14 protein-coding genes are annotated in these 15,319 nt (G+C 70.1%); 8 read left to right on the top strand and 6 right to left on the bottom strand.

The features are described from left to right. Positions 1 to 6 precede the first annotated feature (6 nt). From efeU to ACFVTC_RS26855, 3 genes are all read right to left on the bottom strand, one after another. The gene (gene efeU, locus ACFVTC_RS26865) at positions 7 to 873 is read right to left on the bottom strand and encodes an iron uptake transporter permease EfeU (protein ID WP_390131086.1); all 867 of its coding nucleotides are present in this window, start codon (positions 871 to 873) and stop codon (positions 7 to 9) included. Positions 874 to 894: 21 nt separating this feature from the next. Next, entirely contained in the window at positions 895 to 2,037 is a 1,143-nt protein-coding gene (gene efeO / locus ACFVTC_RS26860; RefSeq protein WP_390131085.1) for an iron uptake system protein EfeO, read from the bottom strand. A gap of 351 nt (positions 2,038 to 2,388) precedes the next feature. Beyond that, positions 2,389 to 2,760, bottom strand: coding sequence for a BlaI/MecI/CopY family transcriptional regulator (locus ACFVTC_RS26855; protein ID WP_390131084.1), 372 nt, complete (start codon positions 2,758 to 2,760; stop codon positions 2,389 to 2,391). 205 nt (positions 2,761 to 2,965) lie between these two features. Here ACFVTC_RS26855 and ACFVTC_RS26850 point away from each other — a divergent pair, with 205 nt between their 5' ends. From ACFVTC_RS26850 to ACFVTC_RS26820, 7 genes are all read left to right on the top strand, one after another. Next, positions 2,966 to 4,177: a sensor histidine kinase gene (locus ACFVTC_RS26850; protein ID WP_390131083.1), complete on the top strand. Its 1,212-nt coding sequence runs from the start codon at positions 2,966 to 2,968 to the stop codon at positions 4,175 to 4,177. Next, positions 4,174 to 4,857, top strand: a complete 684-nt coding sequence (locus ACFVTC_RS26845; protein ID WP_168533001.1) for a response regulator transcription factor — start codon at positions 4,174 to 4,176, stop codon at positions 4,855 to 4,857. Before ACFVTC_RS26850 ends, ACFVTC_RS26845 begins: the two co-directional genes overlap by 4 nt. Positions 4,858 to 5,319: 462 nt before the next feature. After that, positions 5,320 to 5,661 carry a hypothetical protein gene (locus ACFVTC_RS26840; RefSeq protein WP_390131082.1) on the top strand — a complete coding sequence of 114 codons (342 nt, stop codon included), beginning with the start codon at positions 5,320 to 5,322 and terminating at the stop codon, positions 5,659 to 5,661. A 223-nt stretch (positions 5,662 to 5,884) separates the two neighbouring features. Beyond that, positions 5,885 to 6,382 (top strand): winged helix-turn-helix transcriptional regulator, encoded by a 498-nt coding sequence (locus ACFVTC_RS26835; protein WP_390131081.1) that lies wholly within the window; start codon positions 5,885 to 5,887, stop codon positions 6,380 to 6,382. A 166-nt stretch (positions 6,383 to 6,548) separates the two neighbouring features. Then, a complete protein-coding gene (locus tag ACFVTC_RS26830; RefSeq protein ID WP_390131080.1) occupies positions 6,549 to 7,073 on the top strand; it encodes an SRPBCC family protein in 525 nt (174 codons plus the stop codon). Beyond that, the gene (locus tag ACFVTC_RS26825) at positions 7,073 to 8,137 is read left to right on the top strand and encodes an LLM class flavin-dependent oxidoreductase (RefSeq protein WP_390131173.1); all 1,065 of its coding nucleotides are present in this window, start codon (positions 7,073 to 7,075) and stop codon (positions 8,135 to 8,137) included. Before ACFVTC_RS26830 ends, ACFVTC_RS26825 begins: the two co-directional genes overlap by 1 nt. A 232-nt stretch (positions 8,138 to 8,369) precedes the next feature. Beyond that, positions 8,370 to 8,801: a calmodulin-binding protein gene (locus ACFVTC_RS26820; RefSeq protein ID WP_390131079.1), complete on the top strand. Its 432-nt coding sequence runs from the start codon at positions 8,370 to 8,372 to the stop codon at positions 8,799 to 8,801. A 232-nt stretch (positions 8,802 to 9,033) separates the two neighbouring features. On the opposite strand, the gene chvE is transcribed toward ACFVTC_RS26820, so the two are convergent. From chvE to ACFVTC_RS26805, 3 genes are all read right to left on the bottom strand, one after another. Next, positions 9,034 to 10,119 (bottom strand): multiple monosaccharide ABC transporter substrate-binding protein, encoded by a 1,086-nt coding sequence (chvE, locus tag ACFVTC_RS26815; RefSeq protein ID WP_390131078.1) that lies wholly within the window; start codon positions 10,117 to 10,119, stop codon positions 9,034 to 9,036. A gap of 820 nt (positions 10,120 to 10,939) precedes the next feature. Next, positions 10,940 to 11,215, bottom strand: a complete 276-nt coding sequence (locus ACFVTC_RS26810) for a hypothetical protein (RefSeq protein WP_390131077.1) — start codon at positions 11,213 to 11,215, stop codon at positions 10,940 to 10,942. An 865-nt stretch (positions 11,216 to 12,080) separates the two neighbouring features. Further along, entirely contained in the window at positions 12,081 to 13,487 is a 1,407-nt protein-coding gene (locus ACFVTC_RS26805; protein WP_390131076.1) for a short-chain fatty acyl-CoA regulator family protein, read from the bottom strand. A 376-nt stretch (positions 13,488 to 13,863) separates the two neighbouring features. Here ACFVTC_RS26805 and aceA point away from each other — a divergent pair, with 376 nt between their 5' ends. Next, positions 13,864 to 15,147, top strand: coding sequence for an isocitrate lyase (gene aceA, locus ACFVTC_RS26800; RefSeq protein ID WP_390131075.1), 1,284 nt, complete (start codon positions 13,864 to 13,866; stop codon positions 15,145 to 15,147). Positions 15,148 to 15,319: the final 172 nt, after the last annotated feature.

The raw sequence follows: 15,319 nt of genomic DNA, 5'->3' as shown, positions 1-15,319 counted from the left end.
TCCTGCTCATGACGAAGCCCCGGAGCCCCGGTCGGCCTGCACGGATCCCGCCTTCCGCGGCTCGGGGACGCGCGGGCCGCGTTGCGGGGCGAGGAAGAGTCCCATGACCGGGATGACGTACACGGCCCAGACGACCGCCTGGAGGACGGTCGGGTCGGGCTGGAAGTTGAAGACGCCCTTCAGGAGGGTGCCGTACCAGGAGTCCGGGGGAACGGTGGCGCTGATGTCGAAGGCGAGGTGGCGCAGGCCGGGCAGGAAGTCGGCTTCCTGCAGGTCGTGGATGCCGTACGCGAGGACGCCCGCGGCGACGACGACGAGCATGGCGCCGGTCCAGCGGAAGAACTCCGCCAGGTTGATGCGCAGGGCGCCCTTGTAGAAGAGCCGGCCGAGGACGGCGGAGGTGGCGAGCCCCAGAAGCGCGCCGACAAGGGGCCGGACCCCGTCGTCGGTGGCCTGCACGGCGGTCCAGACGAACAGTGAGGTCTCCAGGCCCTCCCGGCCGACGGCGAAGAACGAGGTCACCACCAGCGCGCCGGTGCCGACGGCCAGTGCGGCGTCCAGCCTGCCCTGGAGTTCGCTCTTCAGGTGGCGGGCGGTACGCCGCATCCAGAAGACCATCCAGGTGACCAGGGCGACGGACAGGATGGACAGCGTGCCCCCGAGTGCCTCCTTGGCCTGGAAGGTGAGGGTGGAGGAGCCGAACTGCAGGAGGGCGCCGAAGGCCAGGGAGAGGGCGACCGCCATGCCGACGCCGGCCCACACCGGCGCGAGCCGGCGCCGGTTGCCTGTCTTGACGAGATAGGCGACGAGGATGCAGACGACCAGACTGGCTTCGAGACCTTCGCGCAGTCCGATGAGGAAATTGCCGAACATGGGTGGAGGTGTCCTTCCGGGCTACTTGACGACGGCGGCGGCGAGCTTGGACAGCGGCTCGGCGAGCGCGTTCACGGCGTCCGAGAGGTCCTTGCGCTGCCCGCGGCCGACCTTGTCGTACGAGGTGAACCCGTAGCCGCTCCTGGTGGTGCGGTACCTGTCGAGCAAGGTGTTCAGGGCGTCGAACTGGGTGTCCAGTTGCCCGGTCAGCCGTGGGTCGTTCTTCGTCGCGACGGGCTTGAGGAGGTCGTAGGACTTCTGGGCGCCCTCCAGGTTGCCCTTGAAGTCGACCAGGTCGGTGTGGGAGTAGCGTTCCTCCTCCCCCGTGACCTTGTTGCGGGCGACCTCGTCCAGCAGGCTCTTGGCGCCGTTCGCCATCGAGGTGGGCGTGATCTCCGCCTGGCCGACCTTCTTCGCCCAGGCGTTCAGGTCCGTCATCAGCTGGTCGGCGAGCTGCTTCTCCCGGTCACCGATCCGGCCGTCCTGCCACAGCGCCTTCTCCAGCCGGTGCCAGCCGGTCCAGTCCTTGGCAGGGTCCTGTCCGGACTCCAGACCGTCCTCACGGATGTCGACCTTGGGGTCGATGTCGCCGAAGGACTCCGCGACGGGTTCGGTGCGTTCCCAGCCGATGCGTGAGGGCGCGTACAGCTTCTTGGCGTTCGCCAGGTCGCCCGCCTCGACCGCGTCGGCGAACGCCCGAGCCCTCGGGAGGGTTTCCTCCGCCTGCCCCAGGACGTAGCCGCGATAGGCGGCGACCGCCGCGTCGGCCGCGGGACTGCGCTTCGCGGCCCCGTTCGCACCGGTCGCCGTCACCTTCTGGCGGATGCCGTCGCCCTTCATCCCCGGCTTGCAGGCGATCACGTAGGCGCCGGCCTTGATCTCGGCGGTGATCGAGGTCGAGGTGCCGGGCCCGATGTTCTCGCGTTCCGCGGCGATCCGGTCGTCCGGGAACAGCACGTACACCTCGGTGACCTTGGTGCCCTTGTTGCTGACGTCCAGGGTGAGATGCCCTGCCGGGAACTCGGTCCTGGAGATCGCGCAGGACGAGTCCGAGGCCGTCACCCGGAGCGCGCCGTCACCTCCCGCTGCTTTCTGCGTGCAGCCCGCGAGAGAGGTCGCGGCCGCCACGGCGGTGGCTGCGGCCAGCATGGGGTGAGGTCTCATGGGCATGGCTGTGCCTCGTTTCACGCAAGGGGGACAGGCGGGACGGAAGGCCCGGCGCTGGAGTCTACAGATCTGTAGACACTAAGGGAAGGTTTACCTAAGACGCCCTGGCCGAGGCGGCGCGGACCCCGGGCCCCACACCGTCGATCGGGGTGGCCCTTCGGGCAGTTCGGCCGCCGGGGTCCCCCGCCTCGCCCGGCCTCGGCGCAACCGCGTGGCAGTACGGCGAGTCCGCCCCCCGCGATGAGGTTGCGACGGCAGCACCGAGGACCGGTCCGCACGAGCGGCGCGGGGCCCACATCAGGAGGCTGGTTCAGGCCGGGGTGCCGGCGGAGGCGACGAGCACGGCGTTCACTGCCCGCTCTCCCCCAGGAGGCGCCTCAGCTCCGTCTCGTCCTCAGGACTGAGTCCCTCGACGAACCGGGCCAGCACCGTGCTTCGGTCACCGTCCTGGTCGAGTGCGCGGTGCATACGGCGGGCGGTCAGCCCGTGCGAGTCCTCCACGGGGAAGTAGACGAAGCCCCGCGTGCCGGGGCTGCGGCCGACAACCCCCTTCTCATGGAGCCGGGCCAGCAGGGTCGCCACCGTCGTGCGGGCCAGCGGCTGCGGCATCGCGGACCTCACCTGAGCCGCCGACTGCGGCTTCCCGGCCGCCCACAACGCCGCGAGGACGCTCGCCTCGAGCTCGCCGGCCGGTCGGCGTTCACCATCGGTGGCCGTCATGGCCCCTCCTCTCCCCAAGGCACTTCAGAGCGCAGCAGATCAGATTCCACCCCCGAGGCACAAACAAGGCGACCCCGGCATCCGGCCGGGCGGTCCCGCCGTTCACCGCACCAGCCATCCGACGCACCGTCGTCCGGCCCCGCCCCGGGTGCACTTGGCCCAGCGAGACAATGCCCGATCCGGCAGCGAACCCTACGGTGGTGGCATGGCGGCGATCATCGGTTGGAGACGGGCAGGGGGTTCCCCGGTGTCCCGGGGCGACGCTCTGGGCGCGGCGGCCCTGTTCGTGCTGTCGGTCGTCGCCTCTTCGATCGAACCGCACAGGCATGTGTTTCTGGTGCGCTGGCCCGCCGTGCTGCTGGCGGCGGTCGGCTGTTCCGCCCTGGTGTGCAGACGCCGCCACCCCTTCGGCGTACTGGCCCTGACGGTTTGCTGCGGAGTCGTCTTCGAGTTGCTCGGATTCCGGGAAAGTCCCGTGGTGATGAGTCCGGTACTGGTGTCCGTCTACACCGTGGCCCTGATGACCGACCGGCGTACCGCCTGCGCCGCGGCCTCCGCCTCCGCCGCCGTCCTGGTGGGGGCGGCCGTCGTCTGGGGGTCGAGGTCGTGGCTGGACCCGGACAAGGCGGCGACACTGGCCTGGATGGCTCTGCCGGCCGCGGTCGGGGACGGCGTCCGTTCACGTCGCGCGTACGTGGCCGCGGTGGAGGAACGGGCGGAGCACGCCGAGCGCACCCGTGAGCAGGAGGCACAGCACCGGGTGGCGGCCGAGCGCGTCAGGATCGCCCGTGAGCTGCACGACATCGTCGCCCATCACATCGCCCTGATCAACGCTCAGGCAGGCGTCGCCGCCCATCTGCTGGAGCGGCGGCCGGAACGGATCCTCACCGCTCTGGAGGAGATCCGGGACGCCAGCCGAGCTGCGCTGGACGAACTACGCGTCACCGTGGGCCTGCTGCGGCAGTCCGACGATCCGGTGGCGCCACGCGATCCCCTGCCGGGCCTGGCGCAGGTGCCGGCCCTCCTGTCCTCGTTCGAACGGGCCGGACTGGCCGTGAAGCACACACGGCAGGGCGACGCCGAACCGCTGGAACCGTCGGTCGACCTGGCCGCGTATCGCATCGTGCAGGAGTCCCTGACCAATGTGCGCAAGCACTCCGGCGCGGATCACGCCCGGGTGTTCCTGCACTACGACCCCGCCTGGCTGACGATCACGGTCGAGGACGACGGCAGCGCGGGACCCCACGATCCCCAGCCGGGGGCCGGTCACGGGCTGATCGGTATGCGCGAGCGTGCCGCCACCGTCGGCGGCAGACTGCACGCGGGAGCGCGCCCCGAGGGTGGCTTCAGCGTGACCGCCGAACTGCCGCTGCGGTCCGGCCTCGCCATGGACGAGCTATCGGAGGAATGGCGATGACGATCCGTGTACTGCTCGCCGACGACCAGGCCCTGCTCCGCGGCACCTTCCGGATGCTGTTCGACTCCACCGACGACATGGAGACGGTGGGCGAGGCCGCCAACGGCCGCGAGGCGGTGGAACTGGCGCGTACACAGCACCCCGACGTCGTCCTGATGGACATCCGCATGCCGGACATGGACGGCATCGACGCGACGCGGATCATCTGCGAGTCGGAGGACCTGGCGGAGGTCAAGGTGCTCATCCTGACCACCTTCGAGGACGACGAGCACGTCACCGAAGCGCTGCGGGCGGGGGCGAGCGGCTTCCTGGGCAAGGGCGCCCGGCCCGAGGAACTCATCGAAGCCGTCCGCACGGTCGCCGACGGCGAGGCGCTGCTCTCCCCGTCGGCGACCCGGGCGTTGATCGGACGGTTCCTGGCCCAGCCGGACCCGTGCCCGACCGCCGTCCACGAACGGCTGGAGGACCTGACCCCACGGGAACGCGATGTCGTCGGACTGGTCGCGCTCGGCCTGTCCAACGACGAGATCGCGGGTCGCCTGTTCGTCAGCCCGCTGACGGCCAAGACCCACGTCAACCGGGCCATGACCAAGCTGGCCGCTCGTGACCGGGCGCAGCTCGTGGTCATCGCCTACCAGTGCGGTCTCGTCGGCCCGGCGACACAGCCCGCCCCGTCCTGACGGATGTCCGTGTGACGGCCGGTCCGGCGACGCGACCGGCCCCCTGACGGACGTCCGCCTCACGGCACCGGTCCGCCGCAACGACCGGTCCCCCGGCGCTCCACCCGTGTGAGCGCCGGCCCAGCGTCCCCGCCGGGCCTCCGGACGGCTGTCCGCGTCATGACCGCGTGACGACCACTCCAGGAACAGATCCGACCTCGTGACGCGTGCCTTCCCGCGCGCCTCCCCCGCGCCCGAAGGACCCCCTCGACGGGGACGTGTCCGAGGGTGGGCCCGCAGGACGCGGTTCTGCACCAGCCGTAGCCCGACATCCCGGCTACCACGCCCGTGGTAGCCGGGATTCGCTGCGTGCGGACGATGTGCCGGGCACCGTTCGTGGGCGAGAGTGAAACCGTGAACCCCCAGGTGGCGAGCCTCTCGCACAGAGCGGCACACCACCCAGCACAGATAGGACACCCGATCATGCTCACCTCGATCAAGGAATGCGGCACGATCCGTGACCTCCTCGCCGGACACGCGCTCCAGGCCCTCGGCGCAGACGACGCGAGCGCTGTCGTCGCCCACGTGACGGCCTGCGGCGGCCCCTGCCGGGACGAGTACGACCGTCTCGCGGCCGTACCGGCCCACCTGTCCCTTCTGCGTGAGGCCCTGGTCTGCGAGCGGGACGCGAACAAGCGGGCGCGCGTCGCCGACCGCCGCGAATGCGGACACGTGCCGATCCGCCGGCGCAATCCGGCCCGAGCGGCCGTGACCAGGCGGCTCACGCTGGCCCAGTGGGTCAGCCGCACCGCGTGCGTCCGGTGACCGCGGCGGGAGACGCCGGTGACCTCGCCACCCATCCCCGGCCGGCCGCCGCTCGGTCCCACCCGGGCCCGACAGTGCCCATGTCTGTCCCGCGGGCCGGACGGCCGGACGCGGTGACCGCGGGCACTCCCGGCCCGGCGCGGTGACCGCGGACGTTCTCACGGCCCGGCCATGCGCCTCGGAACTGCTGGGTCCTATGGTGAGACCCTCGTATGCTGGGCGCATGAGGCGGACTTCTTTTGCGAACTGGCCGTGCTCCATCGCACGGACGATGGATCTGCTCGGTGACTGGTGGACGCCCCTGGTCCTGCGGGAGGCGTTCTACGGGATCAAGCGGTTCGACGATTTCCAGCAGGAGTTGGGTATCGCCCGCAACACCCTCACCGCACGGCTCCGGCGGCTGGTGGACGAAGGCCTCATGGAGAAGAAGCCCTACCAGCACGAGCCGGTGCGCTACGACTACGTCCTCACCGACATGGGCCGCGACTTCTTCGGGGTGCTGGCGGCCATGAACAGCTGGGGCAACCGCTGGCTCAGCGGCGAGCAGGGACCACCGGTCGTCTTCCACCACGACGCCTGCGGGCACGAGAGCGCCGCCGAGGTGGTCTGCGCCGACTGCGGGGAACCCATGACGGCGCGGGACACCCATCCCCGCCTCGGCCCCGGATACCCCCGCCACCTCGCCGAACGCCCCGCCATCCGGCAACGCTTCACCGCCTGACCGTCACCCCGGGCGCCCGCGCCCGACCCTCGGCAACCCTCCGCCTCCCACCCCGCGAACCGGGGCCGCCCTTCCTTGACAGGTAAGTCTATCTACGCAACTCTCGAGCTCAGGGCCCCTCCAGGGGCGGATTTCGGCGGAAACCGAGAGGAAGGCCGAGCGAGCCATGGAGTGGACGGGCGCGCGTTACGCGGACAGACCGACGGTCGAGGCGAGGACCCGGATCGACGCTCCGCCGCGGCGGGTGTGGGAGCTGGTCACCGACATCCATCTCATGCCGACGCTCAGTACCGAACTCCGGTCGGTCCACTGGCTCGACCAGGCCACCGCTCCCGCGGTCGGCGCCCGCTTCGTCGGCCGGAGCAGGCACGAGTCGCTCGGCGAGTGGGAAACCACCTCGTACGTCGTGGAGTACGAGCAGGACCACGTGTTCGCCTGGGCGGTCTCGGATCCCCAACTCCCCAGCGCCCTGTGGCGATTCACCCTCGAGTCCACGGAATCGGGTACCGACCTGACCCAGTGGATGCAGATGGGCCCCGGACGCTCGGGGCTTTCCTTCGCGATCGACCGCATGCCGGACAAGGAGCAGAAGATCGTGTTCGTACGGCTGCGGGAATTCGAGCGGAGCATGGTCGGCACCGTCGACGCCATCAGGAAGCTGGCCGAGGACGCGGAAGGGGCGGGTGCGTGATGCGTACGGCTACGACGATCGAGGCATCGACAGGCCGCTGGAGCGAGACCGTCGACTTCGTGGTGGAGGCCGAGAAGCTCGGGATGGACATCTGCTGGGTGGCGGAGGCCTGGGGTTCCGAAGCTCCCTCCCCACTCGGCTACCTGGCCGCGCGGACCGAGCGGATGCTGCTCGGTTCCGGGATCATCCAGCTCGCGACCCGCACCCCGACGGCCATCGCCCGCGCCGCCATCACGCTCTCCGACATCTCCGAGGGACGATTCCTCCTCGGTCTCGGCTCCTCCGGTCCCCAGGTGATCGAGGGCCTGCACGGCGTACCGTTCGCGCGCCCGCTGTCGCGGATGCGGGAGACCGTGGACATCGTCCGGCAGGCGGTCGCGGGCGAGAAGATCGCTTACGAGGGGCGGGAGTTCACCATCCCGCTGCCCGGCGGCCGGGCACGGCCCATGCGGATGTCGATGCGCGCCGAACACGACCTGCCCGTATACCTGGCCACCCTGTCGCCGAAGATGCTGCAACTCACCGGGGAGGTCGCGGACGGCTGGCTGGGCACGAGTTTCGTGCCGGAGGGCGCCAAGGAGGCGTACTTCGACCACCTGGACGCGGGCCTCGCCGCCGGGGGACGTACGCGGGCGAGCCTCGACGTCTGCCAAGGCGCCGAAGTGGCCTTCGCCGAGGACGAGGACGCGCTGCGCGCGATGGTGGGCGGCCGGAAGAAGGAACTCGCCTTCAGTCTGGGCGGGATGGGCTCCGCGACCACGAATTTCTACAACGACGCCTACAGCAGGCAGGGTTGGGCCGAGGTCGCCGCCGAGGTCCAGGAGCGCTGGCAGGCCGGCGACCGGGACGGGGCGGCGGGTCTCGTGACGGACGAGATGGTGCTCGGTACGACACTGATCGGCACGGAGGACATGGTGCGTGAGCGGCTCCGCGTCTGGCGCGCCGCCGGTGTCGACACCGTCCGCTTCTACCCCGCGGGTGAGACGCTCGACGCCCGGCTGACCACTCTGGGAAGGGCGCTCGACCTCGCACGCCAGGTGGAGGCCGGCGGCACGGGCGGCTGACGGACCGCCATGGCGTCCCGCGGTCCGCACGGCCGACGGCCCCCGACAGTGCCCGCGGACCGTCCGCCCCGTGAACACCCCCTACCAGGCCGCGCCTCATGGAGCAGAGAGCCCGGGGGGAGACCGGACTCGGAAACCCGACTCTCCGGATAGTTCACTTTGAGTTACTGAGTCGCTACATTCAGTCACGACCGGCCGTGATGATCACGGCCCGAGGCACGGAGCTGCCTTCATGCGACGTATCACTTCCAGGATCGGCACCCTCGCGGCCACCACGCTGCTCGCCCTGACCGTGGGCCAGGCCGGACCTGCCGGTGCCGCCACCGACGCCGCGTATTTCAACCTGCGGGACGTCACCGGCCACAACTTCGTCGTCGAGATCACGAGGCCGGCCCTGATCCAGGAAGCCCGTGACATCGTCAAGCACGGGGAACGCAAGATCGTCATCGGCAGGATCATCAAGACCCAGGCCCGCTACAACCCGCAATGGGACTTCCACTACAACCCCGACACCGTCAGCTTCGCGGACGCGGCCATCGAAGTCTGCGACTCCACCATCCCTTACGCGGAGGACCACTTGGACGAGGCCGGCGGCGCCTTCCTCCCCGGTCTCTACTGGTGCCCCTGGACCGGACGCCTCACCGCCGAGGTCCCCGCGCCGTAGAACGCCCCGCCGCGCGCGACGGGCCGGCCGTCCCACAGCGGGACGGCCGGTCCTTTCGCGCTCGGATGCGGCGCCCAGGCACGGGTGGACACGGGGCCCGACGCGCGCGTCGGAACTCCGGCGCGCGCTGTCGGCGGGGAACGGGATCCCGGACGGCCCAGCGGTCAACACCCGCCGGTGCACCGCCGGTTCACTTCATCGGCCGGAGAGGCGGCGCGCCTCGGCCGTACGGCTACTTGAGCTCGGCGTCGGTGTAGTAGCCGGTCGCGACCAGGGCGACCTCGTAGTTGGACTTGTCGACGCTCTTCGGCTGCAGCAGATAGGCCGGCACGGCCTTGGCGCCGTTGTCGTAGGTCCGAGTGTCGTTGACCCTCACCTGCTGGTCGGTCAGTACGGCGTCGACCATGGTCGCCGTGACGTCCGCCAGCTCGCGGGTGTCCTTGTAGACGGTCTGCGACTGCCCGCCCGCGATGATCGACTTGACCGAGGCGAGTTCGGCGTCCTGACCGGTGATGACCGGCAGCGGCTTGGCGGGTGAACCGTAGCCGTCCGCCTTCAGCGCCGTCAGAACACCGATGGAGATGCCGTCGTACGGCGACAGGACGGCGTCGACCTTCTTGACCCCGTACCACTTGGCGAGAACGTCGTCCATGCGCTTCTTCGCGGTGGGACCGTCCCAGCGCAGGGTGGTCACGTCGGAGAGCGCGGTCTGACCGGACTGGACGACCAGTTGCTTGCTGTCCAGGTAGGGCTTCAAGAGGTGCATGGCGCCGTTGAAGAAGTACTTGGTGTTGTTGTCGTCGGCGGAGCCGGCGAAGAGCTCGATGTTGAACGGCCCCTTGCCGTCCTCCAGACCGAGCTTGTCGACTATGTAGCGGGCCTGGAGCCGGCCGACCTGCTCGTTGTCGAAGGAGGCGTAGTAGTCGACGTTCTTGGTACCGAGGATGAGCCGGTCGTAAGAGATCACCGGGATGTGGGCGGCGGCGGCCTGCTGAAGCACGTTGTTCAGCGACTTGTTGTCGATGGCCGCGACGATCAGTGCGCTGACGCCCTGCGTGATCAGGTCCTGGATCTGCGAGACCTGGGTCTTCGGGTCGTCCTCACCGTAGACCAGCTTCGTCTTGTACCCCTTCGCCCTCAGGTCCTTGACGACGTTCTTGCCGTCGGCGATCCAGCGCTCGGAGGCCTGCGTCGGCATCGCGATGCCGATGGTGCCGCCCTCGGGGCTGCCCTTGGTGTCCTTGCCGCAGGCGGACAGCGTGAGAGCGACGGAGACAGCTCCGGCGAGGGAGGCGACGACGGCTCTTCGGTTGCGCATGATGATCGATCCTTGTTCTTCTCGTCGTTGAGGAGATGACGGCGTATTCAGATGACTGCGGGAGAGTGGTGGGGGCCGGGTGTACACCGCTGACCGCACCAGGTCCCGGCCCAGGACGCACAGTTGGGTGCCGTGGAGGGAAGATCCCTGACTGGGTGGACAGCCCGAACCTCAGGTGGAGTGGCACGCCACGGCGGATCAGCTCGGCGACCTCATGGATCGGCGCGTGCCCGCCCGGACCGTCGGCGGCCCTGGCGCGCATCACCACCGGAGTGAACTGCCAACGTCTCTCGATGAGATGACCGATGGCCAGGTCGCTCGGCACATTACCGGGATTGGTGCTCAGGAGCCTCCGTGTCTTGCAGTTTGCCGCGCGGTGCGTCGACGTGGCCCGGCACCGCGGGATGCCTTGCCGACCTCGACGATCCCCGTGCCGGTGTACACCTCGACGCATGACGGGCCGCGCCACGGCGTACCGGCCAGGCGTGTGCCAACTCCGACGATGCGCAGGGCAGTTGCCTTTCACCGTTCGAAATATCGCCACGCATTCGGAACGTTGGCGTGACACTAGGTAACGAGGATGCGGAGTGTCAACGGGGCAAACAGGTAACGGTCCCGGATGAGCCCCGGACATCACGTCTGACCTCGTTCGCAACCTTCGCGGCGACACCCGGCGGGCTTCCTCCCGGGAGAGGTAGCGGAACTCAGCGCGCGTCCGTGTGGTCCAGATCGGCCGGCAGCCTCTCCACGTCGGTCATGAGCGAGCCGTAGACGTACCAGGCACCCGGTTCGGTGAGGGTGCCCCTGCCGATCAGCTGGGTCATGGCGTCGTGCCGGACCAGGCCGCTGTCGATCGCCCCGCGCAACCGGTCCCGGTGACACCCGGCGAGCCGCTCGCCGCGCCCGGTTCGGCGAACTCCTCTACGGCCGCCCCCGCCGGCCCCAGGGTCTCGGCGTACCGGTCGAGGAACTGCTGTCCCAGGTGATGGTCCGCTTGGTGGTCATGGGCGTTGTCGGCCGGCGTCCGCGCGATGCCACACACCTGGAGAGTCGCCCCGCGCAAGATCCTGAACGCCTCGCCGTAGGTCACGTCCATGCGCCTCGCGTGCGCGACACACCGCGTGTCCCACCGCGGACTCTCGTCGGCCTGACGCAACCGTTCCTCGGTTACAGCGGAGGCAGGACGAGCGCGTTCACGGCGATGCCCGCGCCCGTCAGCGTCTGGAGCACGGGGACCACGAGGCTTCCGTCGACACGTTGACCATGAGCAGTGCCGTGGCGACCGCCAGGTACGGGTTGCCCCCGGGAGACCACGGAGCCGCGACACCCCGGGCGAGCAAGGCGGCGATCAGGGCCTGCGCGCCGTGCAGACATGGCCGGGCCGCGCGCCTCGTATCCCGCGGCCAGGTGACTCATCGCCCCGGCCGTCGTCACCCTGACACACTCGAACAAAATGGTTGAATGCCGCACATCCTCAATATGACACTTCGCTCCCCCGCGGACCTCGTGACGTCTCCCACAGCCGCTGGCCCCGTCAACGCCGACGGGGGGAGTCGTCGCCTTCGAGGGCCTGTTCCGGGCGGTCTCCCCTCCCCTTCGGTGTCCGGCGCACTCGGAGCGGACGCTATGATCCGTGATCACTCGACCACGATCCGCGTCGGACCTCGGTGCGGCGCGGGGTCTCGACGCGCACGCTCCACACCTCGTTACCCACGTGATCCCGGGGAGAGACCATGCGACAGGGGGTGACCGGTGACCTCGCCGACGGTACGGACGTCCGCACGGCCGGGGGACGGCAGCCCCTGCTCCGCACACCCGCCGCTCCCGACTGCACGGCCGACGTCACCGCCGAGGCCGTCCGGCCCGGCCGCCACCTCACTCGGGTCGTCGGGCCCGACAACTCCCCCGTGCCGTTCGGCGAGTTCGACCTCTGGGACGTTGGCTGCGGCTGCGGGGTGCCCTCACGGCGCAGGGCCGACCACGGGGTAGGGGACGAACGTACTGTCGTTCTCGTCGATCCTCAGTCGCCGGCCGAGCGGGGGCGCCGCGCGCTGCGGGCAGTCGGTCCGTTCGCAGCTGTGGCAGCCCATGCCGATGGGAGTGGCCGCTGCGGTGTTGCCGAGGTCGAGCCCGTCGGCGTAGACCAGACGCGCGGCATGACGGACCTCGCAGCCCAGGCCGATGGCGAAGGTCTTGCCGGGTTCGCCCCAGCCACCGCGGTGCCGGGTGAGGGCGCGGGCCGTCCACAAATAGCGCCGGCCGTCAGGCATTTCGGCGATCTGCACGTGGATGCGGCCGGGGACGGCGAACGCCTCGTAGACGTTCCACAGAGGGCAGGTGCCGCCCGCCCGGGAGAAGTGGAAGTCGGTCGCGGACTGCCGTTTGGACAGGTTGCCGGCGCGGTCGACCCGGACGAAGGAGAAGGGCACTCCGCGCAGCCTCGGGCGCTGAAGGGTGCTCAGGCGGTGGCAGACGGTCTCGTAGCCGAGGCCGTAGCGGTCGGCGAGGCGTTCTATGTCGTAGCGCACCTCCTCAGCCGCCGCGTGGAAGGTGCGGTAGGGGAGGATCAGCGCGGCGGCGAAGTAGTTCGCGATGCCGATACGGGCCAGCGCGTGCGTCGGTGAGCCGGCGGGGAAGTCGGCGCCGGACCGGCGGTCGAGTTCGTCCCCGTGCTCCAGCAGCGCGAGTTGGGTCGCCATACGGAAGGCCCGCTGGCCCGGGCGCAGGCGGTCGGAGAGATGGAGCGTGCGGGACGCCGCGTCGTAGTGGTGCAGGTGGTCGGCGGCCTCCGTGGCAAGGCGCACGCCGTGCTCGTCGGCCAGTCGGGCGGTGAGAACGCGCAGGACGTCGCCGCGCCGGATACCGATGTCCTCCGCGAGCCGCTCGGCTGCCAGGTCGGTGTCGTGGAGGTAGTTCCGGTGCCGGTAGAAGAAGTCCCGGATCTGTTCGTGCGGCGAGCCCGGCGCCTCACCCGCGCCGCCCCGGCCGTCCGTGGCTCCGGCGAGCCGCTCGGTCAGGTCCTGGTTGCGGCGGCCCAGGTCGAGCAGGACCCGGGCGACCGCCGGCATGCGCCCGGCCAGGTCCGCGAGGTCGGACGGTGACACCCTGGCCTCGGTGATGTCGCCGGCCAGAGCCTCCCGCAGGTCCGCGACCAGCCGGGTGGTGTCGCGCTCCGAGAAGAAGCCGGGATCGACGCCGAAGGCCTCGGTCAGCCTCAGCAGGACCGGCACGGTGAGCGGCCGTGAGTCGTGTTCCATCTGGTTCAGATAACTGGGTGAGATGTCCAGGACGCGGGCCAGTTCGGCCTGACTCATCCGGCGCTCCTCGCGCAGCCGCCGCAGCCGCGCTCCCGCGAACGTCTTGCTCACCGCACTCCTCAGAGGGTCCCGACGGTCGTCGGCGTACGCGGGCAGGTCTGTCCTCGCACCCTTCGCAACCTTGGCGGAAACGACCTCGAAGATATGCGGAAATTGGCACATCTCCATGGTTGATGACACTCAGTGCCAGTGCCAGAGTTTCACTGCGGCCCGCCGGACTTCGGCAGCGGGCCCCGCGCAACCGGGCGCGATTCACGCCCTGACGTCGGCGATCCCGGCAGCCGCATCGGCTTGCACGACAGCATTGCTCAGCTGCGCCGCCGGAGGACGGCGGGCCGCACCTCAGATGGAGACACAGAGTGCCACTCCCTTGCTCAGCTGGATCGGGGATTGGCAGAACGAACGACCCAGGAAGAAGGTGAAGGCCATGGCAGAGGCGAGGACGACGAAGGCCGAGGAGCTCGCGGCGCGTTGGGCCACGGATCCCCGCTGGCAAGGCATCGAGCGCACCTACCGTGCGCAGGACGTCGTACGGCTGTCCGGCAGCGTCCGTGAGGAGCACACGCTGGCCCGGCGCGGAGCCGAGCGCCTGTGGCGGCAGTTGCACGAGCGGGACTACATCCACGCGCTCGGCGCGCTCACCGGCGGGCAGGCGGTGCAGCAGGTGAAGGCAGGTCTGCAGGCGATCTACCTGTCCGGCTGGCAGGTGGCGGCCGACGCCAATCAGGCCGGGCACACCTACCCCGACCAGAGCCTCTACCCCGTCAACTCCGTTCCACAGGTGGTACGTCGGATCAACAACGCACTGCTGCGCGCCGACCAGATCGCCGGCGCAGAGGGCGGCACGGACACCACCGACTGGCTGGCTCCGATCGTCGCCGACGCGGAGGCGGGCTTCGGCGGCCCGCTGAACGCCTTCGAACTGACCAAGGCGATGATCGCGGCCGGCGGGGCGGGCATCCACTACGAGGACCAGCTCGCCTCGGAGAAGAAGTGCGGGCACCTCGGCGGCAAGGTCCTGGTGCCCACCTCGCAGCACATCCGTACGCTCAACGCGGCCCGCCTGGCGGCCGACATCGCCGACGTGCCCACCCTCATCGTCGCCCGCACCGACGCGCTGGCCGCGACTCTGCTCACCAGCGACGTCGACGCGCGTGACGCCGAGTTCGTCACCGGAGAGCGAACGGCGGAGGGCTTCTACCGCGTGCGGGGCGGCATGGCATCCGCCATCGCCCGCGGCCTCGCCTACGCGCCCTACGCGGATCTCATCTGGGTCGAGACCGGCACCCCGGACCTCGCCCAGGCACGTGAGTTCGCCGAGGCCGTCCACGCGGAGCACCCGGACCAGATGCTCGCCTACAACTGCTCGCCCTCCTTCAACTGGAAGGCCGCTCTGGACGACGACCGGATCGCCAAGTTCCAGCGGGAACTGGGCGCAATGGGCTACCGCTTCCAGTTCATCACCCTCGCCGGGTTCCACTCCCTCAACCACGGCATGTTCGACCTGGCACGCGGCTACGCCGAGTACGGCATGACGGCCTACGTCGACCTCCAGGAACGCGAGTTCGACGCCCAGGAGCACGGCTTCACCGCGGTCAGGCACCAACGCGAGGTCGGCACCGGCTACTTCGACCTCGTCTCCACCGCCGTGAACCCCGCCTCCTCCACCACCGCTCTCGCCGGCTCCACCGAGGAAGAGCAGTTCCACTAGGGCGTGTTGCGAATGCCCCGCTGTCTCACGATCCCCGGCACGCCCTCCGGGCGGACGACAGGACTTTCGCGACCCGCCCCACAGGGCCCGTCGGCGCGCCCGCGCACCTGTCCATGACCAGGTGAGGGCCGGGCGACCGTCCCTGCCGGGCCCTCACCTCGGCCCCCGCTCC

Source organism: Streptomyces sp. NPDC057950, assembly GCF_042887295.1.
Taxonomy (GTDB): domain Bacteria; phylum Actinomycetota; class Actinomycetes; order Streptomycetales; family Streptomycetaceae; genus Streptomyces; species Streptomyces kaempferi.
This window is presented reverse-complemented; position numbering and strand designations above follow the sequence as displayed.